Below are 26,965 nucleotides of genomic sequence, written 5' to 3' on the forward strand. Positions count from 1 at the left end.
AGAGTTAAGGCAGAAGTTGTAAATAGACAGTACATTGGGAAGGAGGCTATAAGCTTCCTTCTTTTTTTCTATCACAGTACTGATCTTCAAAGTATTCGTGTATCTTGCTATCCAAATTCGGGAGCATACTAATACCCCATTCAGGAGGAAGACATACCGGATTGATACCCAGCTTCCGCAATTTACAAAGTCTGCTACTGAACCTGTCCATGATTTGCTTCTGACTCTGTGTGCCGCTCGAAAACTCCAATTGGTTTGGAAACTGAGATTTAGCGTCACATACGCTACCGCATTGATTGATCAACTCAAGAAATCGGATTAGAGACATTCTCTTTTTAGCATTCTTAACTTTCTCCTGGATGATCTCTTTTGCTTTATCAAGTGTATAATAATCCCCTGACCCAATAATTGAATAGTAAAAGAAGTACAACCGCTGTTGACAGCGATCCACGGACAACACATCTTGGACTTTTTCATTACCGTCCTTGCATTGAACTTCAAACCGCATAATCCCCTTCGTTCCGCTGTAATCCTTGTATGGCTTCTTTGACTTCTTCTCTTTCTCCTGTAGGGTCTTGAACCTATCATACCAATGTACCGTTACCGTAGTAGCATTCAGGTACATATTTGTTTCCGAGTCGAAGTATTTATGTGTGACTTTATTGTTTAGCATATAATGCGGTATATTTCCTTTTTTATACAGGAATAATAATTTAGGAATAAGCGCCTCTCCAACACATAAGTCAACGGTATATTCAACTCTCTTTGCAGTCCATTCAAAGAAGGGTGGCACACTAAGGCCAATAATATCTTTCATGATGTAGTCAAACTTCGTTCCAACCTCTCCAAAGGCACTGATGCGAGTCAGCCCATAGTAATTTGAATCGTCAATTATTTCAAGTAGCTCCGGGCGCAAACGTATTTCAATAGAGCGATACTTCCATACCCGGCGTAATCGTATTTCTTGAAAACCATATTTGTTTAATCCATTAGTCACATACACAGATTTATCCCATTTATCTCGCCGCAGTTCATGCCGAGAACCTTTAAAATAGGCTTTCAGTTTTGTGGAAGTGTCACGATATTCTGATTCCGTCATCTCATATACAAGGTATAACTTATCTATAGTCATAAAAACATCACCTTATCCACCACCCACCAATGCCGAAGCCAGTTCTAAGAGGAGTAACTGCCGGAGAGGGTATATTATTTAAGTGTCAAAGTGATGTTTGTATTCTAATAAAAAAGTACATGAGCAGCCGATGGCTCATGTACTTAATTGATATTCTGTAGTATCTTTGTTTTCGTCTAAATACTCCTTAAACCGTTTTTTATCCAACACGAATGCCCGTTCGTTACCTTTGCCGAATTTCGTGTCAGGTCGAAATCTCTCCTCCACATGCCCCTCAATAGTAAGTATTCCTTGATTATTCAGGAAAGCATACAGCTTTTTGTCGATTTTAAAATTCCTGCTACTTCTCTTCACTGCTTCTTTTACATAGGACTTAAGCTCGTCAAATTTAATTGCCCAACTTACAGTACTCTCCCATCCAATAATGCCATCTTTAAGCTTTGATGAATCATTCATTGGTTGGAATTTGGAGTCATCTATAAGTTTTTGAACTACTTTCAAAAAGGTAATAGCATTAACCTTCATGGGGTCAATTTCTATTTCCTTAATCTCTGACTCCTTCCACTTTAAAGGCTGCTTTTCTTTCATATAACAAACATAACCGTCCTCATCTACGCCCCAAAAATAATTGACCCATCCTATTTCGTCATTAAAGATCACCTTCTCATCATCGTCTTCCAACAATCGTGTTGCAAGCCTGATCGCTCTTAATAAGTAGGCGTATAAATTCTCTCTGTAAAGATATAAGTCATAGTCAAGAAAATTAGGGTCAATCCATTTGGAATTAGCTAACGTTTCGTTAAGTAAGTCAAGTTCGATACACTTATATTCTTTTTTGTTGATTCGGGTGTAGACTTTAACATTAAGCCCTACTTCTGTAGTCTTCTGCTTCTGCAAATCGTAAACGCGAAGACGGTTTATTGGAACAACAAAGAAGTTGCAAATGAATGCACCTCGTGCTGTTTCCTTTCCTTCTCGCTTTTCAGCCCATTTTGTTTCCTCGCTCTCTATTTCACCCTTTGCTTGATTAATTCTTTTTCGCGCCACTTTCATCATCTTGTGGTCTTCAATAAGAAAATCCTCGGACATTTCTGAGAAAACAGCATTCATCTCAGCTATAGTTTCTTCTATCCGTTCAAATCCTCTGGGATTCTTTTTCCGATTGATATAATGCACGTATTTCTCAGAGCAATGAATACCTACGTCATTAACCATAATGTCACCCTTTTATCGTCGTGAGTAATAAATAATTTATCCATTTACATTGAGATAATCAAATAAGATTTATGTTTGTAAGCATATTATCGTATACATTTTACAGCAATAACTAGGGCTCAAATACTTTTGGGAATTCCGGGATACTTGGGATTTTTGGGAATCCGTATTTTTACTATAACTTGATATGTTTTTGAAGTCCATGACATACAGACAATAACCGAGAAAGGTGAAAAATAACAACGTGAGGCATGAACAGATAACATAAGGTACGGGATAACGATTTCAGAACCGTACTGTCGTAGCAGTCAAATATATATTATTACCACGAACAGGAGGTGATTAGCATTGATGCTGCAAGATTATCCAGAAGTTATTACCGTCGAAGAGCTTTTAGACATATTGTTAATTGGCAGAAACTCTGCCTATAGACTACTGAAATCCGGCGAAATTAAGTCCATAAAAATTGGACATACGTACAGAATTCCCATACTAAGTGTAAAAGAATATATTCTAAGCAAAGCACGAATGGACTTATCTAAATACATGTAATCAAATGGCAGTTTCGCAGACAGGGGCAATTACGCTCCTGTCTTTTTCATATCCAAATAAATCATTGGAGGTCGAAGCACATGAAAGGTAGCTTACGTAAACGCAATCAATACTGGTACATCATTGTTGAAACAAAGGACGAGTCCGGGAACCGGAAGCAAAAGTGGATTAATACTAAATGCGAAAAGAAATCAGATGCCGAGAAATTCCTGAGAGAAACGCTTACGAAGATGGACAACAACAGTTTTGTCCTTCCACAGCGAAAACTCAAATTCATCGACTTCATGCTGGATTGGCTTAATAACGTTATTAAAAGCGAGGTTGAGGAAACGACTTGGGAAGGTTATGAGATGATTGTAACAAAGCATATCATCCCCTACTTTAAGAGTAAGAATGATATTCTGCTCCAAGAATTACAACCCATGCATCTGCAAAAATATTACGAGACAAAGCATCAAGACGATCCAACAACAGGCGTAAAAGGCTTATCCGCTAAAACGCTACGAAGACACCATGCCAATATCAGGAGTGCATTGAAATTCGGAGTGCGAATGAACTTGATTCCGTTTAATCCCGCTGATCGAATCGTACTTCCAAAACAGGAGAAATTTAATGCCAGCTATTATACTGTCGAACAGCTCGAAAGGTTATTTGAAGTCTGTTTTGGTACACCGATAGAATCGGCAGTCTATCTCGCGGCTCATTATGGACTTCGACGTTCCGAGGTACTTGGGCTAAAGTGGGATTGCATCAATTTTGAAGAAAAGACTATATCAATTAGAGAAGTTCGTGTAAAGATCGGCAAAAAAGTTGTCATAAAGAAACCAAAAAGCGAGAGCAGCCAGCGCATTCTTCCTTTGATGGAGAAACTCGAGGATTACTTATTACATCTAAAGAAACTGCGGAAGAAAAACAAACAGCAATACGGCAAAGATTACGTCGATAGTGGTCTTGTATGCTGCTGGCCTGATGGCAGTCCCATGAAGACAGAATATCTGAACCACAAATTCAAGGACATACTGGCAAAGAACGAATTGCCGCACATCAGATTTCATGATCTCAGGCACTCGACAGCCAGCTACTTGATTAAGCATGGCGTAAGCCTGAAAGAAATCCAGGTATGGCTGGGGCATTCAACTATCAGCATTACAGCCAATACCTATACTCACATTGATATGGAGACTAAAAAAGATACAGCACAAAAGATCAACGATCTATTTTCTAAGAAAACAAAGGAAGCAGCTCAATGAAGTACAAAACTTGGAGAGCTTTAGATAATGAGGCGGTCAATTCTGCGCTGCTGGACATTGCCATACTCCACGTAAAGCTTGCTTTGGAGTACAGCGACAAAAATACTTTATCTTGCCGTAAAGAAGTCATTAGAGCAGAAATCCAGCGACTGAGAATGGAGCGTGACAGAATTCTCGAACGCAAAGCATGAGCTAGAACCCTTCGTCGTGAAGTCGGTACAAGCATCATTCCGAGCGTACCGGAAACCTCGAATCCACACCAAAAAAGAGGCACCGTTAGCAAAATGTTAGCAAACCATCTTAAAAACAAACAAGGGTTCCAGCTCTAATGAGCTGAAACCCTTGTTGTTCTAGTGCCGAGGACGGGGGTCGAACCCGTACGGTACTCACGTACCGCAGGATTTTAAGTCCTGTGCGTCTGCCTGTTCCGCCACCCCGGCATATTATGTGTTGAAGCTTCATACGTTGTTCACATATAACGCGACAAGAAATATAATATCATGAATATCGATAACGCGCAATCCTTTTTCGAAAAAATTTTATTCACAATAAAAATAACCCGTTCAGCCAGAACCGATACGGGTTATTATAAACGCGGATTATCTACGCTCGTCACTTCTGCTTCTCATTCCGGCAAGACCCAAAAGTCCAAGCAGACCGAGCCAGCCCCAATTAGATCCTTTGTTAGTTGCAGCATTCGTTGTTGTACTAGTTGCACGGTATTTGCCGGTCTGTGTGGTGTTGGTTGCCGGGTTGACAATGCTGTTGGTTCTGTAGTTGTTCCGGGTGTCATTGTAGTTATTGGTGTTGTAGTTGTTAGGTCTGTAATTATCATCGATGCGGATCTTATCTTTCATAATGCTCTCATGCTGATTCATTGTTCCCGTGGTGCCGTTCATTAAATTGCCTTCCGTATTCATCATCCGAGTGTGTTCCGCAGTCCCATCCATCCCGGTATTCGCGGCGGGGATACCGCCCAATGCTGCTGATCCCACGGCATTTGATGCATAGCTAGCTCCCATTAGACTCATTGATAATACAGTACCGCATGCAAGGCTTGTTATCAGCTTGTTCACAGTGTTATGCCTCCCTTTAAGGTTAGTTATCACTGATAATTTCCCCTTGGACGGCACTGTCTATGCATGGTGGTTTTACTCTTTTACTACATTAACTGCCTTAGTCACAGCATCATAAGTAACCTTTGCTCCAAGCGCCTCAGCCAGCGCACGTATGGGTACATAGGTTGTTCCGGTATCGAGAACGCCATCGGTAAGCTTGCGGCCGTTTAGGTTAATGGTCACTGTAACGTCTTTGTTCACCTGATCATCCCCTCCGGTAATCTTTTTTAAAGCCTCTTTGGCTTGGTCCGTCGTTGGACGTTTACCTGCCCGAAGTTGATCTATAGTTAAACCGAAAGTCATTTGCAGATGTGAATAATCTTTAAAAGAGGTCCAGTCCCCGCCCCATTCTAAACCAAGCCGCTTAGCCTCCTGTACAACCTCTTGCCAATCTGCTGTCTTATCCTTATCACCATCACGATTGATATCCCAAGAAAGGCTAGTGCCATTCGGCAGCAAAAGCGCAAAATCAAACGCAAGACCATAATTATGATAGCTGGTACCGCCTTTAGCGTTGGTAACTATCGGTCCTGGTTTGCTTCTACCCTGCGCATACAAAGCATTTTGCTCAGCAATGGTCCGTAGACCCTGAGTAATAACGATAGGGACTCCTCTCGCATGGCTTTGCTGAATCAAAACATTCGCACCTGCCGCCAAGACAGGATGAAGCCCGACCAGACGCGCCGCGGATTTTTCCCTCAATTGCTCCAAAGTCAGCATAGAATCACCCCTTTGGTATATTCAATGATGACGCTGCCCTATTTGCCTGTACCCCTGTCCCCTTTAGGATGATTTCCACAAAAAAGGACAAAATATTTAACGAAAGGTGGGAGACATATGGATATTCATAGCGATAGCTATAAAGTTGCAGCCCTTAGTGAACAGGAAGAAGCACTGGAAATTATTCGGAATGCTGAAGCTTCCATTGCACATCTGACCGGTAATCCTACCGTTACCTTAATCGCTTATGAGAAAAGCGAAGGCAACGGCTCTCAGCATTAAACGATGTAGACCTCGACAATATCATCCACATCGATCCACTTCCATTCCTCCGCCCACTGCAGCTTAAACTCACGCGAGTGGGTGTGAATGGAAGTCACAAAACCACTTAACATAGTATTTTCAAAAGGGTCAAAAAGAACAACTGTCACTCGTACATGACTCCGCAACGACAAAGCCAGTGTACATTCAATCTCCTCCAGCTTCTGCTCATCCAGAATAGGCTTGATGCGGCGCAGCGTTTCCCGTTCATCTCTTATAATTCGTATCTTATGCTCCGGCAGCATCATGCGGCTGCTTTCCCACAGCCCGTTTTTCTCCAGCTTTTTGCCCATGGTAACCCCTCCTTAATTATATATCTATTCCTCTGAACACGAACGTATGTTTGTATTATATCCGCATCTTCGCATATTAATCAATAATCAGGAAAAAGATACCTTTTTAAGGGTCACTCTTTATTCAAAAGATGTATATTAATGTATATCTATCCAAGCTAAAATTCGCAGCAAAAAGACGCTGACAGATAAACTGCGCAGCGCCTGATTTGATTTATTCTTGAACAACGTCCCCAGACTCTGAGGTAGCCTGACCTTCGGAGTCTATAAGCCCTGTTGCTTCTCTTGCCTCGTTAAGCTTGGAAATACCGAATAACATCGCTACATCAGCGTTCTGATTCAATTCATTAAATTGCTCAGCCGTAACGTTTGCGGAATCAGCACCTTGAGAGGCCTCTTCTTTTAAAGAATAAGCACTTTCAAAGGCAACTTTAGACTCTTCGAGCAACTTACGAATGTCTTCAGGCAAGCTGGAGGAAATTTTTACTTTCTCGGCTTGATTCGATAAATCAGTTGCGGTACTCTGGAATTGCTTAATTTTCTTCTCCAACTGCTTGTCCGTGAGTTCTCCTGCTGAATAACCAGCAATGGCTTCGTTGAACTCCGCTAAAGAAGTTTTTCCTGACTCTTCAAGTTTAGACATTTCATTGTAGAAGTTTTGCACGGTCTCCTGCACTTCTTCCTCCGTGGCAGGTGCCGATGAAGTTGAATTATTGCTGCAGGCGCTAAGGATGACAGTCATCATCAGCATTCCTATTAGTAAAGCTTTTTTCATTATTTATCCCTCCACTTAACAGGATAATGTCGGTTTGTGTAAAGCGCAAATGAAATATATGTAAAATGACTGTTATGTTATAATTATTTTAATTGTGATCAGGAAAGGAGAGTATTTATGCCTTATTGCACCACCTGTGGAGCGGAATACAAGCAGGGCGCTAAATTTTGTGGAGAATGTGGAACCAGCCTTGACGGTACTGCTCCAGTAACCGCTCATCGACCCGCAGTAGATAATCATGTCATTCAAGAAGTTGTCCTCTGGAAAGGCAAACCTGCCGGCATCTCGGATCGACTCAAAGGAATCGTAGGACTTAACACAACTTCATATACCATTACAAGTCAGCGTATTATGGTAAAGACCGGACTTATCGGTAAAAATGTTGAAGAAATCGAATTGCTGCGCGTACGCGATTTATCCGTAAAACAGTCTATCATGGACCGGATGCTTGGCATTGGATCATTAACTGTATTTTCTGATGATGCCTCAGCGCCTCAGCTTCTTTTTCGAAAAATCCATGATGCCCAAACCGTCAAAGATGTTCTGCGCAAAGCCGTTCGTGACGAGAAGATCGCCAACAACATTAGCTACCGCGAGCAAATTTAAGACGTTCATACGTAAAAAGGCCCCGGAAAACCGGGGCTTTTTGCTTGCGCTTGCACACTTGAAGTACTCTTTTTATGGAAGATAAAATGCCCCCGCTGGGATAACCCCCTTGATCTGGCTCGGACTCTCCCACTGCAAAACAACCCGGGCGTCGCCCGCATTCTCATAATACTCCACCTTTATTTCATACGGCTTACCTGCAATCAGGTTTATGCTCCCTTTTCGTTCCTGGCCGCTCTGATTCACCCAACTATCAATGACTAGCCCGCCATCAATCCATACCCGTATCCCATCATCAGAGTAGGAATAAATGGTATACACCTCGCTAAAAGCAGCCGTCAGCTTCCCACTCCACCGCACAGAGAACGCATCTACACGAATGGCAGGATCAGGCGAACCTTGTCTCCATGAAAAGTTAATATTGGCATCCGTACGCAACAGTGCAGGCGTGCCGCTAAGCGTCATGTTATTGTAATATTGGCCACAGAGTCCACTCTCCAGCACACTATCCCCGATAGCAGCGAAAGCGGCGGCCTCAGCAGCATACTCCTCTCGTGTGAATACCATTTTATCGTTCATAAAAGCTTTTATCACAGCATCGGTATTCTTCTCATAGAGGAGTTTCCCCCAGGTCAGCTGATAAGACCATTTGGGCTGTGTTTTGGACAACAGTTCAGCAGACGGAAGCTCTCCATTCTCACCAATCGCAATCAGCTTGCCACGACCCAGATCCCATAAATTATCATAATGACTAATCTTGAAATCCGCGTCATAAATGTCGAGCGCCAGCACATCTACCTTATCACTGCCCGGATAGTATTCTGCCGGCTCATCACACCACTGATTTTTTGCATTTGGACTCCAAACCCACAATAAATTATGCAGCTTATGATAATTGGTAAAACGATCGAACATAAGGTTCCACAATGCAGCGTAATTGCTCTTTTGCCCCCACCAAAACCATCCACCATTCATTTCATGATACGGCCGCCAAAGTACAGGAACCCCTGCGTCATTAAGCTTTTTCAGCGACAGGGCTATCTTATCCAGATCAGCTAACAGAGCATTATACTGGGTGGTACTTGGGGTTATATATTTATCAAAATCAGCATTGTTTAGGCTCGTATTTACATTCCCCCAAGTTGGCGCTGTCCCCGGTAATGCAGCGTGATAACACATCGTTACGATCCCGCCGGCCCTAGACCAGCGTATCGCACTGCTGACGACCCAATTCCGTTGATTGTCAATTAGAGCCTGTGACTGATTATTGATTGCGCCCAGCTCGTAGCCATGAAGCGCAGCATATTGCCCGCTGCTATTTTTAAGCTTCTCCATGAGCTCGTCTGCACTTTCCAAATAATCATGTTGGCCGCTTATCACACCCTTTCCCTGCAAGTAATAGAGGGTATTCAGCAATAGCTGAGCCGAGGACGACAGCCCCGAATCCGCGGGAGCCATTTGTAATCTGCGAAAAGCCATCTGCCACTGCACATCGCCCACGAACCTTGATGCTGAATCAACCATCTGACGAATAATCCGCTGTTCCATCTATTCTCACCATCCTTTTAAATCTTTTTAAGTTATAGTATGGGGACAATAATGACATGAACTCAGCGAATGGACATGAAGTTGTAAAATAAGTTGGGACGATATAAGGAACTGCTGAATAAATTCACGGCTCAACAAAAAAAGGAGCTCCGCGGCTCCTCATTACTTTTTTTCTTATCTCGTGTACCTTAAAGGCAATAGCTCAGTGATTTCATATTTAGCTAATCGGTCATCCTCCGATACAATTATCTTGCAGTCTATTCCGTAATCCGCAATTAACTCTCGGCACATGCCGCAGGGAGAGACTACTTTAATCTCTTTTTCCTCGCTGTCTGGATCAGAATGCCTTACCGCAACAATCGTATCAAATTCCTTATAACCTTCTGATATCGCTTTGCCAATCACCATCGCCTCTGCACAGACTGTAATCCTCCCCATGCTGGCTTCCACATGTACCGCTGTAAAAATCTCTCCTGTTTTAGTACGAAGCGCTGCACCCACATGGTGCCGTCCCCATTCATAACGCCTGGTAATTATATCTTCGGCAGCCGTAATAAGCGTCTGATCCTCAATGGTAATTATGTACTCCATATCCAGTTCCGTCCTCCTTTATTTTACCTAATTATATTAAATCGCACTGAATTATGATATAAGATATACTATTTTAAGTGCCAAAAAAGGAGGAGCAGAATTGAAAGTAAAAAAATGGATCTCCAGTCTCATCATTGTTGCATTACTTGCTTTGGCTAGTTACTGGTTTGAACAAAACGGAGAGCCTACAGACCCCTCGTCTCCATCCGATTCGAGTGTTGTTCAGCTAACCTTCCCATCAGACCGCTATCCTGAGACCGCCAAACATATTCAGGATGCCATTGCGAAAGGTGAATCCGCCACATGTACGATTAACCGAGAGCAGGCTGAAGAGAACCGTAAAGAGTCCTTAAAAGGGATCCCCACTAAAAAGGGGTATGACCGGGATGAATGGCCAATGGCTATGTGTAAGGAAGGCGGCATTGGTGCCGACATTGAATACATAACGCCAAGCGATAACCGCGGGGCAGGAAGCTGGGTTGGCAATCAGCTGGAGGATTATGCAGACGGAACGCGGGTAGAATTTATGTTTAAATAACGGTCTGTCTGACCAGCCCCAGGCAACAGAATAGCCCCACCTGGCATTCGCCAGATGGGGCTACACTGCACATCAGCTAACTTAGAATAAGCAAGCTTTAGTGATGATAACCAGCAAGATGAAAAGTACCAGAATTGCTCCTGTTGAAGTCCAAGGACTACACACCGGACCTACTGATGCTGGACTTACTACCGGACCTACGTTACAACCACAACCATGTTCCATTCCCATTTTCAATTCCTCCTAATGATTAATGACTACAGCACAAGATATGTAAAAAGGAGATAAGCCGTTTGGGCGAATTGGCAAACAAATGCCAATCACCTAATGAATTGAAGGTGGACAGTCGATAAACAGGATATACACAAAGGAGGTGCAATATGGATATAGCTGCATTATCAATGGCAATGAGCCAAGCATCCTTAGCTCAAAATGTTGGGATACAGGTCATGAATATTGCCAAGAATCAGGCTGAAACCCAGAGCCAAACCATGGTGGAAATGCTGGGCAAAAGCGTTGCTCCTAATTTGGGAAAAACACTTGATATTAGTGTGTAATTGCTTTATGCTAAGGATACATGAGAACGAATGTTCCTGTGTATCCTTAGCATTTTTTTACTCTACATAGCCCTTCGGGCTTTTCTTTTGCGCATTTATGCGAACATACGATCCCATTAGTGATTTATTAGTGATTTTAAACGAGGTGAATAAGTTGGAGAACATGAAATCATATTATCAAATGACTGTGCTTGAGAAATGGACGGAGGATTTATACAAGCGATTAAATCTTCATCAGCCCTCACAAATTTCAATATCGTATATTGCAGAGCGGCTTAATATCTGGGTTCATTATTTGGATGTGAGAAGCAAGAGCATTGAAGCGTCTGCAGGGATGTACAGCCTGTTTATCGACAACCGCCTTCCAGCCAATCTTCAACGGCTAGAGTTTCTTCATGAACTGTGTCACCTCCTTCGCCATGGCAGTGATAATCAGACCTTGATGCCAGAGCATTTCACGCGGGCACAGGAGGATGAATCCGAGCGTTTTATCTTGTATGCGGCGATGCCTTACTCCATGATCTCCCGCATGACATTGCCTGAGCAACGGGAGGATGCCATCTCCTATCTCGCAGCAGAATTTCAAGTTCCTGCCGAGCTGGCCTTACAGCGGATTGATCAGATCCAAAGACGTGTGTTCCAAGGGCAATTATTGGCCGTGATGGGAAGAAACGAAGAACGACTGACACATATTCGCAACGGATCACGGAGATAATAAGCTTAGTTGCAATAGTGCTCTGCATATTCATTTATGGTGGAATTTCTCGTGAGGGGGAACGACATGGAAGCCATTAAAGTAATTGAATTATTACTGACTCATCCGGATTATAATGTAGATGCAGTACACCCCGAAATCCCGGATTTCGTGGGCATTGAGACGATTGAGGTGGATCACGAAACGGGGACCTTCTCCATTTTATTACAAGAACCCAAAGAGGACTAAAAGAGAATCATTATTCTTCATAAGTTAAAAGGCAGCAAATATAGTATGTCCCGGCAATTCTTCTTTCGCTTACGCCTGGATTACTATCAGTATTTGCTGCCTTTTTGTATAATCTGTTATGCAAATACAAACTGTATCACACCAATAAGAATTAGAATAACGAATACACCTACAAAACCCCATATTAAAAACTAAAAGATTTTCACCCCCGGCAGCCTCGGACTTGCCTGGTCCTCCAGCATCTTAATTTGCTGCTCCAGCTCCAGTATTTTCTCTTCCTCCTGCGTCATATATCTATGAATGACATACCAGTCTCAGTATATTATCTTATACTATATACAAATTATTTATATGGAGGGAATTAATGAAGAAAAAAACAAAACTAATCTTCATCGTTCTAATCCTTTTAATCTATGGAATAACATCCTTAGCCTTCCACTACTTCCAAAATCATATGAACAGAGAAGTCATTCATTATCTAGTAGAGACGAGAAATTATAAGAAAGAAGATTTTGATAAAGTATACACCCAGATTGCCAAAGCTCCCCTCGTAAGTACCACGGTGATTTTTGCAGACGAACCCTACGCAAGATACTTTTATCGAAAAGAAAATGGAAGGATCTTTCAATACAGCAGGGCTCCTGTTAAAGGTAATAATCCGAGCTATACATATAAACATATCGAGGAGAATCTCCCGTGAAGGAGTTGCCCTATAAAAAAGACGCGTTTGCCCAGCAGTCAGCACTTGGCTGCTTGGGCAAACGTGTTTTTTTGATCTTCCCTGCTCTAAATAGGTAAACATCGTTTGCGTAGACAGGTGATGGTAGAGGGTTCAGGACATGTGCCGATGCACTTGATTAAAGAGAGTATGGATAAGCAACTTGAAACTTGTAACGAAGCCCCTTTTTATACATTAGGTCCACTGACTACAGATAACATTGGCGTGGTTCTTAGCAGCTATCGGACACAGTTGATCTTATGCGCGGTATAACCCTCCATTTCAAAGTGTAGCGGACCCCATAGCCTTTATTGGCATGAAAAACACCATATAAGACCTCCTTTTTAAGGAATAGCGTCACTGGAGTCCGCGAACCTGCTCAAAAGCCTATAAATATGCAAATAACGACTTCTGAGTCCGTAAGCCTCTGGAGATAATTTATGAATAGGTATTCTTTACGCTCAAACACAAAGAATTTTCTCAGGAACAAAATGTGACCTAATGCCATCCTAAATGGTGTTATAGGTAAAGGGGGGCACAGTATCATGCAGCGATCCATGACCCGGCCGGGAAATCATGTGATGAAGAGTTACGAAATCTACGCAGATATGCTGTTCCGGATCGCTTTGGTCCATCTAGGCAGCCGGCAAGATGCCGAAGAAGCCACTCAGGATACCTTCATCAAGCTAATAGAAAAAGCGCCGGAGTTCAAAGATGCCGAACATCAGAAGGCATGGCTGATCCGGGTAATCACCAACCATTGTAAAACACTACTGGGCAGAGGCTGGCGCAAGCGCGAGGTTAAGCTGGAGAGCGCTGAGCCAATTGCGGCAGACAGCCCCGAGGATTGGGCTCTGCTGCAGTTAGTTATGGCGATGCCCATGAAGTATAAAACCGTAATCCATCTTTATTATTACGAGGACTATCCCATCCAGGAGATCAGCAAGATTCTGCAGATTAGTCAGTCTGCCGTGAAGATGAGACTTCAGCGGGGACGGCAACTGTTAAAACTGGAGCTGGAAGGAGCGGAACCACAGTGAAGGAAGATCAGTTTCGAACAACATATAAGAAAGCGGTGGATTCGATGAAACCAGGTGAAGAGATGAAAAAAGAATTGTTCAATAAAATAGAGCAGCGGCAGGAGCGGAAGCGTCCGCGCAAAACCGTTTATATCGCAGCAAGTGTCGTGCTCGCCGCAGGAATCGGTCTGGCTGGGCCTAGTATATGGCAGCAGTTGAACAGTCAGACCTCCCCGGGGCAGGTTGCCCAGGTAACTCCGGGTGCAAGCAATGCTGGCAATTCAGGCACAGCTACATCCGGCAGCATTGTCATTCCCAAGCTGAAACTGCCAGATAAGGAGTCTGGCGTGAAGGCAGATATGATCGCCTTGGTCGTGTATAAAAATAATATTTATACACAGTCAGCGACTCGCATTGACGCTGCCGATGCTGCTGCTCTGCGCGGTGATAAGTTGGGACGCACTACAGGCGGCATCAACGAATGGAGCGGTAACGACGAATATATTGAGTTAGCCTCGAACATCGGCGAAACGGATCTCTATTCCGTGAAGGGCTATGACTCCAGCTTTCTGATTATGTCCTATTCGGAAATCAACGGCGAGGTATTCGCCGAACTGTATGAGCACACCAACGGCATCACCATAAACAGCGGCGCCGACCTGTTCGGCAAGCTGAATCTTGAAGGCCGAGTTACTTCTGCTCAATGGGAAAGCTTCAACAGCTGGAACAACGGCCTCCAGCAGCAGGCGCCAATCGCCAATAGCGAGGCGCTTGATGGCTTCCTGACAGCCCTCCAAGCTGCCAAACCGCTGGCAGCAGAGCCGCTGATCGAGCAAGGCATCTACGACAGCGAAGACCGCAAGATCATCTATTTGCAGCTGGAAGACAACGCCCGAGTAGAGCTGACGCTGTTCGGTCAAGGACTTGTACGCTACGGTCAAGCACCGGTATTCTTCGAGGTCGAATCCGGGGCATTCCAGCAGCTGTGGAACAGCATGAAACTTTAGGAATGCTGGTGGAAACCCAGGGATAGCGGTTGGGACTGCGATCGGGACTGCGATCGGGACTGCAATCAGAACTGCGATCGGGACTGCGATCGGGACTGCGATCGAGACTGTGATCGGGACTGCGATCAGGACTGCGATCGGGACTCGATCGGGACTGCGATCGGGACTGTGATCGAGACTGCGGTTGGACTGCGATCGGGACTGCAATCGGAAGAAATTAGGGACAACGTTTCGGTCACCCTGCTCTCCATTGGACAATTTAGCTGGCTGTTAACAAAAACGGCGCTGCTTCAAAACCATTTCATGGTTTGGAGCAGTGCCGTTTTGTGCTTTACTGAATGGTTTATGAACTCGCATACTAGATATGCTGGTTGTAGAGGTGAGACTACTGATTGTTCCTTTAAAAGCTGCTTCTCATTATAATTTCTGCAACTAAATCTGTGAGGAGCACGGCACTAACGAGCTAACGAATAAACGAACTAACCTCCTCCACCTCGAGCTATCGGACCCAGATGTCGCTATTTGCTGATTTTCAGCCTTAAGAGCATGGTTTCGGACTCCATGGACGCTAATGCCTAGAAAGAGGCTCACATGCGGTACTTTTTATGCCAATAGCGACTATGGAGTCCGTTAGAATTGCAAATGTGGAAAAAAACCGCTTTAAGGGTCAGCTGTGTCCGACAGGAGAAGCATCGTTCACGTAATTGTTATGGAATCAAATTTCAAAGGAACACAGGGTCTCTCTCGATACTTCCGATTGCTGCAAAAAAGGAACGCCCACCATGGACGCTCCTTGAATTTCTTATTAGTCTACTACACTCTAGCTAGTTACGCATTTACACTTTCTGTTTTACGATCCTGTCTTGCGTGTAATGTTTTCATTGCAAATCTTGCGATCGGCTGCGCAACCAACAGTTCAATCCAAAATGCTATTCCAAAGTTTCTCGGCCAGATGTGAAGGAAGTTTTTAAGTGGATCCAGGCTTATTTGTTTCGTCCCAACCCATGTGCCGATAATTGATAGTAAAATAGATAACACTGTGACATTCAATAAAGTATTCAACAGAATCCTTGCATTAAATCCATCGGTTTGTCCCGTGAATTTCGGCATCACTTTTCCAACAATCGGTCCTGCAACTAATCTTACGGATAAAACTACGATCATCCACATAAACGGAATAACCTTTAGTGTATCTATATACACTTCCTTACTGAAGCCGCGTTCCAACCCCACAATAATAGGGGCAATAGTGTTAACTGAAATGATTGAAATAATGAGTAAAAATAGTATACCTTCTTTTCCGTTTCTGGGCAGTCTTGTGTCTCCATGCATGTTTGTCATCTCCGTGAATAATATTTCAGATGGCAGACGTATCATGAGACATATATTTTTGGCCCAATAAAAAAGACCAATATCTCTACACACTGATTTAATAATTATAACATTTATTTAAAATGAATGTCAGACCTTCTATTCAAAATTCTTAAAATTCTCCTGCGGATAGCGAATAGTTACTCCACGTTCAGCGGCTTTTTCATTCCAAACGTAAGACACCAAATCCCGAAATCCCATCCAAGAGTTACGCCCCGGTAAATCGCCATTGCTTCGGCCGTGCGACTCTAACCTGTTTTCTACACCCTCATAGTAGCACGTAAAAATCGTCTATTGCTGTTCAACTTATAATCAAGTTACCTTCAGATCATGCTGAAATTTTATATGTATTTCCCCACCTAATAAGACCCCTCAGTATCATTTCCGCGATTTTTCTGATTCCCTTGTCCAAACACAATGAATCTCAATTCATATATATATAGCAAACTAATAAAGAGGTGAAGCTCATGGCAACAACAACAGGCATTATTACGAACACAGGGACTACCCCAGCATCCAACGTGGTCATTAATATCGATAATGACAACCTTAGTTTTTCATCTAACGTAGTCTATCACGTTTACGTATGGAATACCTTGGTTAGTAAAGGTTTAGTCTACTCCAACTCATTAAATGTTAATGCTAACACCAGCCAGTTTCTCAGTTTTAATATCGCAGGCAATTCAGCTTATGAAGTCCAATTTCTCGTAACTGGAAACGCACCGGCAGACACGATTATCACGGTGTTCGGAACGGATTCGTCAGGAAACGTCATCCCCCATCAAAGAGTGCTGCAATCCGAACTTACTTTCATAGCTCAGCTGAACCCGTAAGTACCAAAAACTCTATGACGAAAGGAGCTTTGCATGGTTAATATTCAACTTTCACCGAGCGCAAGCGTTCAGTTTGAGCCCACCATCGCGGTAAATTGGCTTAATCCTTCAGTTATGGTTGCCGTAGCTGTAGATCTTCGATTAGGCCCTCCTAATATAGGTTTATACAAATCTATTGACGCAGGTGCCACTTGGACAACAACGTTATTGCCGTTACCGACAGGATTTGCAGGCATCGAAGCACCACATATTGATTATATTTTCCCGACCACTTTCGTAGTATTAGCCCACGCCTTCGATTCAGACGGTCTCAGCGGGTCGATCGTCTCCTATACATCTGCCGACAATGCCTCTTCATTCGGACCGCCAGTCATCGTGAATCAAGGGTTTGGGCAGTTTGTAAATGATGATCAGGTGGTCGTTGTCACCGACAAAGCTGGATCAAGTCCTTTTTTTGGAAATGTATATACTGGTTATACGCATGATTACAACACACAATTCATACCGGGAAATACGATATTCTTCAATCGTTCCCTAGATAACGGTAGTACCTATTCCAGTCCCTCCCTGCTGTCTTCGGTCGAAGAATTCGAAGAATTCCCCGGTATAGCAATTACATTAAATGGGATTGTTATCGTGGGATGGATCAATCAGCCTCCCGGTAATACTGATCTTAAAATTCGCACATCCTCAGACGGTGGGGTCACTTTTACTCCTGAAACCATGGTCGCCAGCGTTGTAGTCCCACCAGATCCATTGCCGGGATATACATTTAGATGTCTGACATACCCTTCCCTCGCAGCAGATATTTCTAATGCACCGACGACGCGAGGGAATGTCTATGCTGTATGGCAAGATTTTCGAGAAGGTTATTCTGATATTTTTCTTGCTATCTCCACTAATTTTGGTGTGGATTGGGGGGCACCAATATCCATTACAGGTAGTCCGGTGGGCTCCCAAAACTTTTTCCCAGCCATCACCGTATCCCCTGCGGATGGTGCAATATTCGTTACCTATTACACTAATCGAGTCAACCCCCTCAACCTTGATGTTTATCTAGCAACATCTAGAGATGGCGGTATGACTTATACAAACACCCGGATAACAACAACTTCCTTTGACGTCACCGGCATCCCCCTAATTGGGGACTACATCGGTAATGCCATCGTCCCTCAAACAGGCCGTCTAGTGAGCGTATGGACAGACACGCGGACCGGTACAGAGAACATCTGGTTTGGGGATAATCAATAAGCTATTAATCAACTTCTGATGATAAATTAAAAGGCTGTTAAGTTAGTATATCTACTTGCAATAAAGGATGCCGAGCGAATATGCGGCATCCTCTATTGCTTCTTATCAAAATTCAGCATTAACCTTTTCAAAGAAATCATCAATTTCAGCGTATTGGACATGCTTTTAATTCAATCAAAATCTACGGCGTATGGTGCTTGCTACTTAATAGTCTATATGTCATGACTGTCCCCTTTCCTCTACAAGAGTAGGGCAGTTCCACAGAATACATACTTTTTACCGTTTTCCAGATGATCTATGATAAAACCAGTGGATCTAACAACGCCGTGACCAAAATGTGATCATTTTCTATTTTGTCGCTTTTCCAACTCTTCCACTTCTACTTACAAGGAGCCTATAGACAGCAAAAAACCCTTACAAGGTAAGGGTTTTTGATAAGTGGGCCCTGAGGGACTCGAACCCCCGACCAATCGGTTATGAGCCGACCGCTCTAACCAACTGAGCTAAGGGCCCGGATCTAAAAATATCCGAATGTACAATTGCTGTTGTAATAAAATTGGTTGCGGGGGCAGGATTTGAACCTGCGACCTTCGGGTTATGAGCCCGACGAGCTACCGGGCTGCTCCACCCCGCGTCAGAAATAATATTCAAACAGCGACAATAAATAATATACAGTACAAAATGGGTCTACGTCAAGGATGAATTTGTAAAAGTTCTCAAGGCAAAAATCTAACCCCATATCTTCCTTTGCGGGATCGATAAATCTCCACAAAACTTGGGTCATGATAGCCATAAATCCAGCCATCTTGCTCCAGTCTTTTTGCCAAACAGCCTGCTTGAAATCTCGTTCTGAACAGTTTCGCGAAGTATATCCAATTCATGATGCCCTCTTCTCCTTTTCGCAAATTAATCTTACGCTGCTCTGAACTTATCATGCCCAAGTTCCACAAAATAAGCCACCGGAAATCCGGTGGCTTCTACATATTCCAAAACTCAATCCCCTATGGAGTCAAAATAATATGTGGGATCTTTTTCGAGCGTACCCAGCATCGTATTCCCTTGCTTCTCCCAAGCTTTAAGTGCACTCTCGACCGTTCTCTTGCCCTGATAAACTTCTGTGAACAGTTGACGCCCAACATCGTTAATACGGCTAATTCCAGGCTTCTGTGTTTGTAGGACGTTCATCAAAGGATCATTGGCTGGTAATGGTTTAAGCGTATAGAAGGACTCCAGATTTACTGAAGGTACTTTCGTGGTAATGTAATCCTTACGGGAAGTTAGTTCCCCGCGGGTATGGGCTTTAATTTTTGCTACTTCATTACTGTTGACGAATTTGATCAAATCCCACGCATCTTCCTTATTAGCAGCCATAGTGTTGATAGCCATCATATTACCTACCCAAGTACCTACAGCCACTCCTGGTTTCTCCTTAAAAGTAGGTACGGTAACGAAACCCCAATCGACAGGATTATAATTTTTAATTTTTGCTGCATTGCGGCTCACACCTGCAAGCTCATTAAGATAATCGTATTCTCCAATTACCATTGCAGCTTTTCCGGTAAGGAAGAGATCCCCTTGGACAGGACTATAGGTACTCCGTTCTGTTTCTATAAAATCCATACCGTTTAACCCAGGTGTAATTTGCTTTTTCACCAATTGGCTGTAGGTCGTCCAAGCTTGACTCCACTGTGTTTGGTTTACCTCCATCTTATGTCCCTTGTTGTCATACATAGCAAGCTCCAGCGGTGAGACATAGGTCTGCATATCCCAGAAAGGATCGCTCATATAACGGTTCATCGAAAAGCCATATATACGCTTATCTTTATTTGTCGATTTCTTGGTCACCTTTTCGGCCAGCGCGAACACTTCATCCCAAGTCATCCCATCTGTCGGATAACCTACACCAGCAGCATCAAAAATACCTTTGTTAAAATATAACGCACTCGACATAAAAGTCGGCGCTAACGCGTAAAGACTTCCTCCACCCAGCTCACGAACTCCACTTAGCATCGTAGGCGCCATATTGCTTAAATCATATTGATCTCGTGCGATAAGCGGCTCCAGCGGTTGCACCAGATTATGTTCCACCAAACTCTTCACCAATGTACTATCACCGACGATTACATCAACTGGCTCTGCACCGCCCATAATATCTCGGATATTCTCCAGATTATCTGGGTTAACCTCTGGATAGGTGCTGTCAAAACGAAGCTCATTCATATTGATGGCTGGAATAATCTCAAGTTTGATTTCAGGATGCTGCAATTCATACATATCTGTAAACTGCTGACGAAAAGAAGAATCGTCCTCTCCAGACCAGAGGCTGCCAATACGTAACACGCGCTGTTCTGTAGATGGCTTAGAAGCCTCCGCCCAAGCTGTATGCCTGCTTTCAGAAATTAAAGGCAATAGGAGTGCTGCACATATTCCAAAGCTTAACCAGCGCCGCCATAGCCTTCTATTATTATTTATATGATTCATTCTTGAACCCTCCCATAAAATACTCAATCCATCCACCTTATGAATAATTACCCATAATTCTAGTAACAGTATATAGCTTTATTCAGGAGGGGAAGTTACAGGCTGTTTAAAGTTATGCTACGATTTCTTCATATTATTTCTATAAAAAACGTTCCGCGAGTTTCCTAAGGATACTGAAATGCCCTTCTGCGACAGGATAATTGCACTTTGTGCAACTATTACAGCTGAGTGTGTTGTGCTTCTCCTTTTAATTGCACTATGTGCAGTTAAAAAACGTTATTAGGTGCTTTCAGCGGATTTCAGGCTGATTTAATTGCACAAAGTGCAACTATATCGCCAGATCCTCTAAGGAAGGTTAGTTTAAGTGCAGAAACTACAACTATTCTGCGTTTGAGACGACAGCGCAATGGAATCACCGGGTGTCAGAGCGTTCAGAGCGTAGAGCGATAGCGCATAGCAGCAGAGTTTCAGAGTATCAGAGTGTTCAGAGCCAGATCATAGAGCGATAGCGCATAGCAGCAGAGTTTCAGAATCCCGAGTGTCAGAGACGCAATATACCAGAGCAACAGAACGCAATATACCAGAACGACAGAGCGCAGGTCAGCCAAGTGTCAGAAATTGATTGTAAATGTAATGTGAATGTAAATACAAACACCAAAACCCTACTCTCCACTCTACTTTTCCTTTTACCAATACAGCATTCGCCTTCCCTACTAACTAACCTGCAGCTTTCCTGTGACCGGCACAAATCGCCCTTCTACGACAGGATAATTGTACTTTGTGCAACTATTAAAGCGGAGTGTGTTGTGCTTCTCCTTTTAATTGCACTATGTGCAGTTAAAAAACGTTATTAGGTGCTTTCGGCGGATTTCTGGCGGATGTAATTGTACAAAGTACAACTATATCGCCAGATCCTCTAAGGAAGGTTAGTTTAAGTGCACAAACTGCAACTATTCGGCGTTTAAGACGACAACGCGATGGAATCACCGGGCAGAGTATAGTATTCCAGAGTGTCAGAGCGTTCATAGCGCAGAGCGATAGCGCATAGCAGCAGAGTATCAGAGTGTTCAGAGCCAGAGCATAGAGCGACAGCGCATAGCAGCAGAGCGTCAGAGCGTCAGAGTGTTCAGAGTGTTCAGAGTGTTCAGAGTGTTCAGAGTGTTCAGAGCCAGATCATAGAGCGATAGCGCATAGCAGCAGAGTTTCAGAATGCCGAGTGTCAGAGTTTACACCTGCCGCGGCTGGATCATTGCATCTTTCTGCAATAAATAACAACGTACTTCATGCACCTATACAGCAGAGTGTGCTTTAAGCTTTCCTTTTTATTACACTCAGTGTAGTTAAAAAGAAAAGCCTCCCACCAAAATGTGAGAGGCCCGTCCAAACTATAATCAGATATTTAGTTTAAACGCCAAATGCGGAAGGATCTTTTCTCCAAGATTTCAGCAGTTCCACATCTGTAGCTGCGATCTTGCCTTGTGTAAGAGCCACATCAATCAATGTGCTATAGTTGGATAAGCTTTGTAATGGCATTTCAGTTGCGGCAAAAGCCTCCAACGCACGGTCCAGCTCGTAGCTGAAGATTGCCAATACAGCCAACGCTTCTGCGCCTGCTTCTTGCACAGCTTGAGCTGCTTTGATGGAGCTTCCGCCAGTGGAGATCAGGTCTTCGATAACGACTACCTTTTGCCCCGGCTTAATCAGTCCTTCGATCTGGTTCTGCTTGCCGTGACCTTTAGCTTTATCGCGGATATAAGCCATTGGCAGATTAAGTTTATCAGCTACCCAAGCTGCGTGAGGAATGCCTGCGGTTGCTGTACCTGCGATCACCTCTGCGTCTGGATACTGGCTTTTAATAAGCTCAGCGAAGGCATCAGCAATATAGTTACGTACCTCTGGGTAAGCCATAGTCAGACGGTTATCGCAATAGATCGGGGATTTAATACCAGAGGTCCAGGTAAAAGGCTCCTGCGGACGCAGTGCCACTGCTCCTATCGTAAGCAGATAACTTGCTACTTGTTCACTTCTATTTAATGTACTCATGCTAGGGTCATCTCCTCAATAATATTTAGTGCTGCTTGACGTGGATCAGCCGCAGTTGTAACAGGACGGCCCACCACCAGAAAGTGGCTGCCTTGCTGAATGGCTTTGCCCGGCGTCATCACCCGGGACTGGTCACCTAGGGATGCACCTGCTGGCCGGATACCAGGTGTAACTGTACAAAATGCGGGCCCACAAGCCTCTGCGATCGCTGAAGACTCTTGCGGTGAAGCCACTACCCCATCCAGACCTGCAGCGGCTGCCAGCTTAGCGTATCTGACCACAGTATCTTCTACTTCTCCTGCGATTCCAATTTCGTTATTCATCACTTCTTGGCTCGTGCTGGTCAGCTGTGTAACTGCGATAATCAAAGGCATTTTAAGTGCAGCATTCGCATTAACTACTGAAGCAGCGCCTTCCCGGGCTGCAGCCATCATCGCTGAGCCTCCTGCGGCATGTACGTTAAACATATCCACACCGAGGTTCGTAAGGCTTTCTGCCCCGCCTTTTACCGTGTTAGGAATATCATGCATTTTGACATCTGCAAATACAGAATACCCCCGAGATTTCAGTTCATTAATGAATTCCGGTCCGGCTGCATAAAAAAGCTGCATTCCCACTTTCATATAACAAGGAATCCCTTCCAGCTTGTCAATCAAGGTTCTTGCCCCAGCAACATCAGGGTAATCTAAGGCGATCATCAAGCGATTCGCCATTTCATTCCACTTCGCATCTCCCTGTCCCATAACCGTTCTCCCATCCAGTGCAGACTTAAATCCACACTCTTCATTTATTAGCCCCTAGGCATAGCGGAACGGTCTGCGTAAACGCAAACCGCCCTATACATCTTTATGAGATTAGTTTAATTGACCGACAAAAGCAGGCATGGACTGTGACGAGAAGTTGATCGTCTGCAGCATTCTGAGCAGTGCCGTTACTGTATCGAGTGATGTCATACATACGACGCCATTCTCAACCGCTTCACGACGGATACGGAATCCATCACGCTCTGGTGTTTTCCCTTTAGTCAGTGTATTAAAGACGAAGTTGGCTTGCCCACCACGAATCAAGTCGAGTATGTTCGGCGCACCTTCATCCAGCTTGTTCACGTTCATTACGTTGAGACCTGCTTCTTCAAGCGCTTGAGCGGTGCCTCCGGTAGCAATGATCTTGTAACCCAGCGAGTGGAAGCCTTTCATAAGCTCTACAGCTTCTGCTTTATCTTTATCTGCCACTGTAACGATGATAGCGCCGGTTGCTGGAATTTTCATTCCTGCTCCGATTAGACCTTTATACAAAGCTTTTGCATACAATTTATCGCGGCCCATAACCTCACCCGTCGATTTCATTTCAGGTCCGAGCGTTGGTTCTACTCTACGCAGCTTGGCAAAAGAGAACACCGGCACTTTAACCGATACATAATCACTTTCCGGCCATAGACCTTCTGTATAACCGTCATCTTTCAGCTTGCCGCCGAGAATGATTTTGGTTGCCAGATGCGCCATTGGAATTCCAGTTACTTTACTCAAGAATGGAACCGTACGCGATGAACGTGGATTTACTTCAATTACGTACACTTCATTCTGATAGATAACGAACTGGATGTTGACCAGACCAATCGTTTTCAATTCCTTAGCAATCTTGATTGTGATCTCAGCAATTTTTGCTTTCAGACCTTCATCCAGATATTGCGGAGGATATACAGCGATGGAGTCACCGGAGTGAACGCCTGCACGCTCAACATGCTCCATGATCCCTGGAATAACTACCGTCTCACCGTCACAAATTGCGTCTACCTCAACCTCTTTACCTAACATGTAACGGTCAATCAATACCGGATGCTCCGGATTTACCTTAACCGCTTCTACCATATAGCTAAGCAATTCCGCATCATTATATACAATTTCCATTGCGCGTCCACCAAGTACATAGGAAGGACGTACCAGCACCGGATATCCAAGCGATTGTGCAGTTTCTACTGCTTGATCTACGTTGATAACCGTCTTCCCTTTTGGTTGGGCAATATCCAGACGAGCCAACAAAGCTTCGAATTTCTTCCGGTCTTCAGCTTCGTCAATACTGTCTAGGCTAGTTCCGAGAATCTTAACGCCAGCCGCACTTAGTGGTGCAGCAAGGTTAATGGCTGTTTGGCCTCCGAACTGTACGATAACCCCAATCGGATTCTCTTGCGCAATTACGTTCATTACATCTTCAAAGAATAACGGTTCGAAATACAACCGGTCCGAAGTATTAAAATCCGTAGATACAGTCTCAGGGTTATTATTGATAATAACTGCTTCATAACCTGCCTTCTGAATCGCCCACACTGCATGCACAGTGGAGTAATCGAACTCAATCCCTTGGCCGATCCGGATTGGACCCGATCCAAGCACGATAACCTTTTGTTTATCGGAATGAATGACCTCATTTTCAGTCTCATAAGTAGAGTAGTAGTAAGGTGTAGAAGCTTCGAACTCAGCTGCACAGGTATCTACCATTTTGAATACAGGCGTTAATCCTCGCTCTAAACGAAGCGCGCGTACATCAGCTTCTTTGGTGTATTTACCGTTCGCTTGTCCTTCTGCACGTATCTCAGCAATCGCACGGTCTGTAAAACCTCTGCGTTTAGCTTGATACAAGGTTTCTTCTGATAAGCTTTCATCCCCACGGATGACCTCTTCAAAGTTGATCAGTCCCTCGATTTTGGACAGGAACCACCAGTCTACGTTAGTAATGTCTTGAATCTCTTGCAAGCCAAATCCGCGGCGGAAAGCTTCAGCGATCAAGAACAATCGCTCATCATCAGGTTTTGCCAGACGTTCACGCAGGACGCTTTCTTCCAGATCCTCAGCGCCCGGCAGACGGAAACGGTGTACACCGATTTCCAGGGAACGAATTGCTTTATGAATGGACTCTTCAAAGGTACGACCGATGGCCATAACTTCTCCAGTTGCTTTCATTTGTGTGCCCAGCTTACGGTTCGCATGAATGAATTTGTCGAACGGCCAGCGTGGGATTTTGCTTACGATATAGTCAAGTGTAGGCTCGAAGCAAGCATAGGTCTGTCCAGTAACTGGATTGACGATTTCATCGAGTGTGTAACCAAGCGCGATTTTGGCAGCCATTTTGGCAATCGGATAACCGGTTGCTTTCGAAGCCAAAGCCGAAGAGCGGCTGACACGTGGATTTACTTCGATTACATAATATTGATAGCTTTGCGGATCCAGTGCGAACTGCACGTTGCAGCCACCCTCGATATTCAGCGCACGAATGATTTTGAGTGAAGCGCTGCGCAGCATTTGATATTCACGATCGGATAACGTTTGGCTAGGTGCCACAACGATACTATCACCCGTATGCACACCTACCGGGTCAAAGTTCTCCATGTTGCAGACAACGATACAGTTGTCATTCGCATCACGCATAACCTCGTATTCAACTTCCTTCATGCCGGCAATACTTTTCTCCACCAAACATTGTCCAATTGGACTATAACGAATACCTGCTTTGACAGTCTCAAGCAGCTCTTCTTCGTTGTCGCAGATCCCGCCGCCGGTGCCGCCAAGCGTATAGGCTGGGCGTACAATCAGTGGGAAACCAATTTCCTCAGCGAATTTCATCGCTTCATCTACTGTGGTAATAATAGTGCTCTCTGGTACAGGCTGTTCCAATTCGCGCATCAAATCGCGGAACAAATCGCGATCCTCTGCTTTTTCGATGGATTCAAGCTGGGTACCTAGAAGCTTAACATTCTCTTGTTCTAGTACTCCTGCACGAGCCAATTCTACAGCCATATTAAGACCTGTCTGTCCTCCCAAAGTTGGCAACAAGCCATCCGGGCGCTCCTGGCGGATGATGCCAGTTACGAATTCAAGGGTAATCGGCTCGATATAAACTTTATCAGCCATATTGGTGTCAGTCATGATAGTCGCTGGGTTACTGTTGATCAGCACAACTTCCACGCCTTCTTCTTTCAGGGCCTGACAGGCCTGAGTTCCGGCGTAGTCAAATTCTGCGGCTTGCCCGATAACAATCGGTCCAGAACCAATTACTAATATTTTTTTAAGCTTTTCATTCTTAGGCATG

General features: G+C 44.1%; 28 protein-coding genes, 3 tRNA genes and 1 pseudogene. 14 read left to right on the plus strand and 18 right to left on the minus strand.

What is annotated here, in order from left to right; all coding sequences use genetic code 11:
• Positions 1–46: 46 nt before the first annotated feature.
• Both MHI32_RS22955 and MHI32_RS22960 read right to left on the minus strand, forming a co-directional pair.
• On the minus strand, positions 47–1,132 hold the full coding sequence (locus tag MHI32_RS22955) for a hypothetical protein (RefSeq protein ID WP_340010981.1): 1,086 nt from the start codon (positions 1,130–1,132) through the stop codon (positions 47–49).
• Between the two features lie 135 nt (positions 1,133–1,267).
• Positions 1,268–2,347, minus strand: a complete 1,080-nt coding sequence (locus MHI32_RS22960; protein WP_340010983.1) for a hypothetical protein — start codon at positions 2,345–2,347, stop codon at positions 1,268–1,270.
• 632 nt (positions 2,348–2,979) lie between these two features.
• Between MHI32_RS22960 and MHI32_RS22965 the strand changes: the two genes are divergently transcribed.
• Positions 2,980–4,149, plus strand: a complete 1,170-nt coding sequence (locus MHI32_RS22965; RefSeq protein WP_340010985.1) for a tyrosine-type recombinase/integrase — start codon at positions 2,980–2,982, stop codon at positions 4,147–4,149.
• Entirely contained in the window at positions 4,146–4,340 is a 195-nt protein-coding gene (locus tag MHI32_RS22970) for a hypothetical protein (protein ID WP_340010987.1), read from the plus strand. The genes MHI32_RS22965 and MHI32_RS22970 overlap by 4 nt, the downstream gene beginning before the upstream one ends.
• Positions 4,341–4,503: 163 nt before the next feature.
• On the opposite strand, the gene MHI32_RS22975 is transcribed toward MHI32_RS22970, so the two are convergent.
• From MHI32_RS22975 to MHI32_RS22985, 3 genes are all read right to left on the minus strand, one after another.
• Positions 4,504–4,589: transfer RNA gene (locus tag MHI32_RS22975), tRNA-Leu, on the minus strand.
• A gap of 159 nt (positions 4,590–4,748) precedes the next feature.
• Positions 4,749–5,225 carry a WGxxGxxG-CTERM domain-containing protein gene (locus MHI32_RS22980; RefSeq protein ID WP_340010989.1) on the minus strand — a complete coding sequence of 159 codons (477 nt, stop codon included), beginning with the start codon at positions 5,223–5,225 and terminating at the stop codon, positions 4,749–4,751.
• Between the two features lie 75 nt (positions 5,226–5,300).
• The gene (locus tag MHI32_RS22985) at positions 5,301–5,987 is read right to left on the minus strand and encodes a M15 family metallopeptidase (protein ID WP_340010990.1); all 687 of its coding nucleotides are present in this window, start codon (positions 5,985–5,987) and stop codon (positions 5,301–5,303) included.
• Positions 5,988–6,104: 117 nt separating this feature from the next.
• On the opposite strand from MHI32_RS22985, the gene MHI32_RS22990 reads away from it, so the two are divergent.
• The gene (locus MHI32_RS22990; RefSeq protein WP_169744799.1) at positions 6,105–6,269 is read left to right on the plus strand and encodes a hypothetical protein; all 165 of its coding nucleotides are present in this window, start codon (positions 6,105–6,107) and stop codon (positions 6,267–6,269) included.
• Here the strand turns inward: MHI32_RS22990 and MHI32_RS22995 are convergent.
• Together MHI32_RS22995 and MHI32_RS23000 are read right to left on the minus strand one after the other, a co-directional pair.
• Positions 6,266–6,601, minus strand: coding sequence for a YolD-like family protein (locus MHI32_RS22995; protein WP_076128863.1), 336 nt, complete (start codon positions 6,599–6,601; stop codon positions 6,266–6,268). The two genes, MHI32_RS22990 and MHI32_RS22995, sit on opposite strands and share 4 nt — an antisense overlap.
• A 214-nt stretch (positions 6,602–6,815) precedes the next feature.
• Positions 6,816–7,376 (minus strand): hypothetical protein, encoded by a 561-nt coding sequence (locus tag MHI32_RS23000; RefSeq protein ID WP_076128860.1) that lies wholly within the window; start codon positions 7,374–7,376, stop codon positions 6,816–6,818.
• A 117-nt stretch (positions 7,377–7,493) separates the two neighbouring features.
• Here MHI32_RS23000 and MHI32_RS23005 point away from each other — a divergent pair, with 117 nt between their 5' ends.
• The gene (locus MHI32_RS23005) at positions 7,494–7,982 is read left to right on the plus strand and encodes a PH domain-containing protein (RefSeq protein WP_076128858.1); all 489 of its coding nucleotides are present in this window, start codon (positions 7,494–7,496) and stop codon (positions 7,980–7,982) included.
• A gap of 72 nt (positions 7,983–8,054) precedes the next feature.
• On the opposite strand, the gene MHI32_RS23010 is transcribed toward MHI32_RS23005, so the two are convergent.
• Positions 8,055–9,530 (minus strand): glycosyl hydrolase, encoded by a 1,476-nt coding sequence (locus tag MHI32_RS23010; RefSeq protein ID WP_340010992.1) that lies wholly within the window; start codon positions 9,528–9,530, stop codon positions 8,055–8,057.
• A gap of 174 nt (positions 9,531–9,704) precedes the next feature.
• Positions 9,705–10,121 carry a cytidine deaminase gene (locus MHI32_RS23015; RefSeq protein WP_038572821.1) on the minus strand — a complete coding sequence of 139 codons (417 nt, stop codon included), beginning with the start codon at positions 10,119–10,121 and terminating at the stop codon, positions 9,705–9,707.
• Positions 10,122–10,221: 100 nt separating this feature from the next.
• On the opposite strand from MHI32_RS23015, the gene MHI32_RS23020 reads away from it, so the two are divergent.
• Positions 10,222–10,659, plus strand: coding sequence for a NucA/NucB deoxyribonuclease domain-containing protein (locus MHI32_RS23020; protein WP_076302541.1), 438 nt, complete (start codon positions 10,222–10,224; stop codon positions 10,657–10,659).
• Positions 10,660–10,740: 81 nt separating this feature from the next.
• Here MHI32_RS23020 and MHI32_RS23025 read toward each other — a convergent pair whose 3' ends face one another.
• Positions 10,741–10,890: a hypothetical protein gene (locus tag MHI32_RS23025; protein ID WP_155288175.1), complete on the minus strand. Its 150-nt coding sequence runs from the start codon at positions 10,888–10,890 to the stop codon at positions 10,741–10,743.
• 149 nt (positions 10,891–11,039) lie between these two features.
• Between MHI32_RS23025 and MHI32_RS23030 the strand changes: the two genes are divergently transcribed.
• The 7 genes and pseudogenes from MHI32_RS23030 to MHI32_RS23060 all read left to right on the plus strand — a co-directional run bounded on the left by MHI32_RS23030 (position 11,040) and on the right by MHI32_RS23060 (position 14,903).
• Positions 11,040–11,216 (plus strand): YjfB family protein, encoded by a 177-nt coding sequence (locus MHI32_RS23030; protein ID WP_076098563.1) that lies wholly within the window; start codon positions 11,040–11,042, stop codon positions 11,214–11,216.
• Positions 11,217–11,379: 163 nt separating this feature from the next.
• A complete protein-coding gene (locus MHI32_RS23035) occupies positions 11,380–11,931 on the plus strand; it encodes an ImmA/IrrE family metallo-endopeptidase (protein ID WP_036683410.1) in 552 nt (183 codons plus the stop codon).
• 66 nt (positions 11,932–11,997) lie between these two features.
• On the plus strand, positions 11,998–12,159 hold the full coding sequence (locus tag MHI32_RS23040; protein ID WP_155288176.1) for a hypothetical protein: 162 nt from the start codon (positions 11,998–12,000) through the stop codon (positions 12,157–12,159).
• 364 nt (positions 12,160–12,523) lie between these two features.
• Positions 12,524–12,859: a DUF3139 domain-containing protein gene (locus tag MHI32_RS23045; protein WP_076302540.1), complete on the plus strand. Its 336-nt coding sequence runs from the start codon at positions 12,524–12,526 to the stop codon at positions 12,857–12,859.
• A gap of 96 nt (positions 12,860–12,955) precedes the next feature.
• A pseudogene (locus MHI32_RS23050) lies at positions 12,956–13,093 on the plus strand (phosphomethylpyrimidine synthase ThiC); the annotation flags it as partial.
• 329 nt (positions 13,094–13,422) lie between these two features.
• Positions 13,423–13,917 carry a sigma-70 family RNA polymerase sigma factor gene (locus tag MHI32_RS23055; protein ID WP_076220021.1) on the plus strand — a complete coding sequence of 165 codons (495 nt, stop codon included), beginning with the start codon at positions 13,423–13,425 and terminating at the stop codon, positions 13,915–13,917.
• Complete coding sequence (locus MHI32_RS23060) at positions 13,914–14,903, plus strand: hypothetical protein (protein ID WP_340010995.1); 990 nt, start codon at positions 13,914–13,916, stop codon at positions 14,901–14,903. Before MHI32_RS23055 ends, MHI32_RS23060 begins: the two co-directional genes overlap by 4 nt.
• An 828-nt stretch (positions 14,904–15,731) precedes the next feature.
• Here the strand turns inward: MHI32_RS23060 and MHI32_RS23065 are convergent.
• Positions 15,732–16,235 carry a hypothetical protein gene (locus MHI32_RS23065; protein WP_076185238.1) on the minus strand — a complete coding sequence of 168 codons (504 nt, stop codon included), beginning with the start codon at positions 16,233–16,235 and terminating at the stop codon, positions 15,732–15,734.
• 506 nt (positions 16,236–16,741) lie between these two features.
• On the opposite strand from MHI32_RS23065, the gene MHI32_RS23070 reads away from it, so the two are divergent.
• Both MHI32_RS23070 and MHI32_RS23075 read left to right on the plus strand, forming a co-directional pair.
• Positions 16,742–17,107, plus strand: a complete 366-nt coding sequence (locus tag MHI32_RS23070) for a hypothetical protein (RefSeq protein WP_042191062.1) — start codon at positions 16,742–16,744, stop codon at positions 17,105–17,107.
• Positions 17,108–17,140: 33 nt separating this feature from the next.
• Positions 17,141–18,358 (plus strand): sialidase family protein, encoded by a 1,218-nt coding sequence (locus MHI32_RS23075; protein WP_076192033.1) that lies wholly within the window; start codon positions 17,141–17,143, stop codon positions 18,356–18,358.
• A 439-nt stretch (positions 18,359–18,797) separates the two neighbouring features.
• Here the strand turns inward: MHI32_RS23075 and MHI32_RS23080 are convergent.
• From MHI32_RS23080 to carB, 7 genes are all read right to left on the minus strand, one after another.
• Positions 18,798–18,871, minus strand: a tRNA-Ile gene (locus tag MHI32_RS23080).
• 44 nt (positions 18,872–18,915) lie between these two features.
• Positions 18,916–18,992: transfer RNA gene (locus MHI32_RS23085), tRNA-Met, on the minus strand.
• An 82-nt stretch (positions 18,993–19,074) separates the two neighbouring features.
• On the minus strand, positions 19,075–19,239 hold the full coding sequence (locus MHI32_RS23090) for a hypothetical protein (protein ID WP_167347621.1): 165 nt from the start codon (positions 19,237–19,239) through the stop codon (positions 19,075–19,077).
• A 112-nt stretch (positions 19,240–19,351) separates the two neighbouring features.
• Positions 19,352–20,839 carry an extracellular solute-binding protein gene (locus tag MHI32_RS23095; RefSeq protein ID WP_076128836.1) on the minus strand — a complete coding sequence of 496 codons (1,488 nt, stop codon included), beginning with the start codon at positions 20,837–20,839 and terminating at the stop codon, positions 19,352–19,354.
• Positions 20,840–22,243: 1,404 nt separating this feature from the next.
• Entirely contained in the window at positions 22,244–22,882 is a 639-nt protein-coding gene (gene pyrE / locus MHI32_RS23100; protein ID WP_076192038.1) for an orotate phosphoribosyltransferase, read from the minus strand.
• Positions 22,879–23,625 carry an orotidine-5'-phosphate decarboxylase gene (gene pyrF / locus MHI32_RS23105; RefSeq protein ID WP_076185241.1) on the minus strand — a complete coding sequence of 249 codons (747 nt, stop codon included), beginning with the start codon at positions 23,623–23,625 and terminating at the stop codon, positions 22,879–22,881. Before pyrF ends, pyrE begins: the two co-directional genes overlap by 4 nt.
• 111 nt (positions 23,626–23,736) lie before the next feature.
• Positions 23,737–26,964 (minus strand): carbamoyl-phosphate synthase large subunit, encoded by a 3,228-nt coding sequence (gene carB / locus MHI32_RS23110; RefSeq protein WP_076185242.1) that lies wholly within the window; start codon positions 26,962–26,964, stop codon positions 23,737–23,739.
• Position 26,965: the final 1 nt, after the last annotated feature.

It is taken from the genome of Paenibacillus sp. FSL H7-0690 (assembly GCF_037980415.1).
Lineage (GTDB): Bacteria > Bacillota > Bacilli > Paenibacillales > Paenibacillaceae > Paenibacillus_AQ > Paenibacillus_AQ odorifer.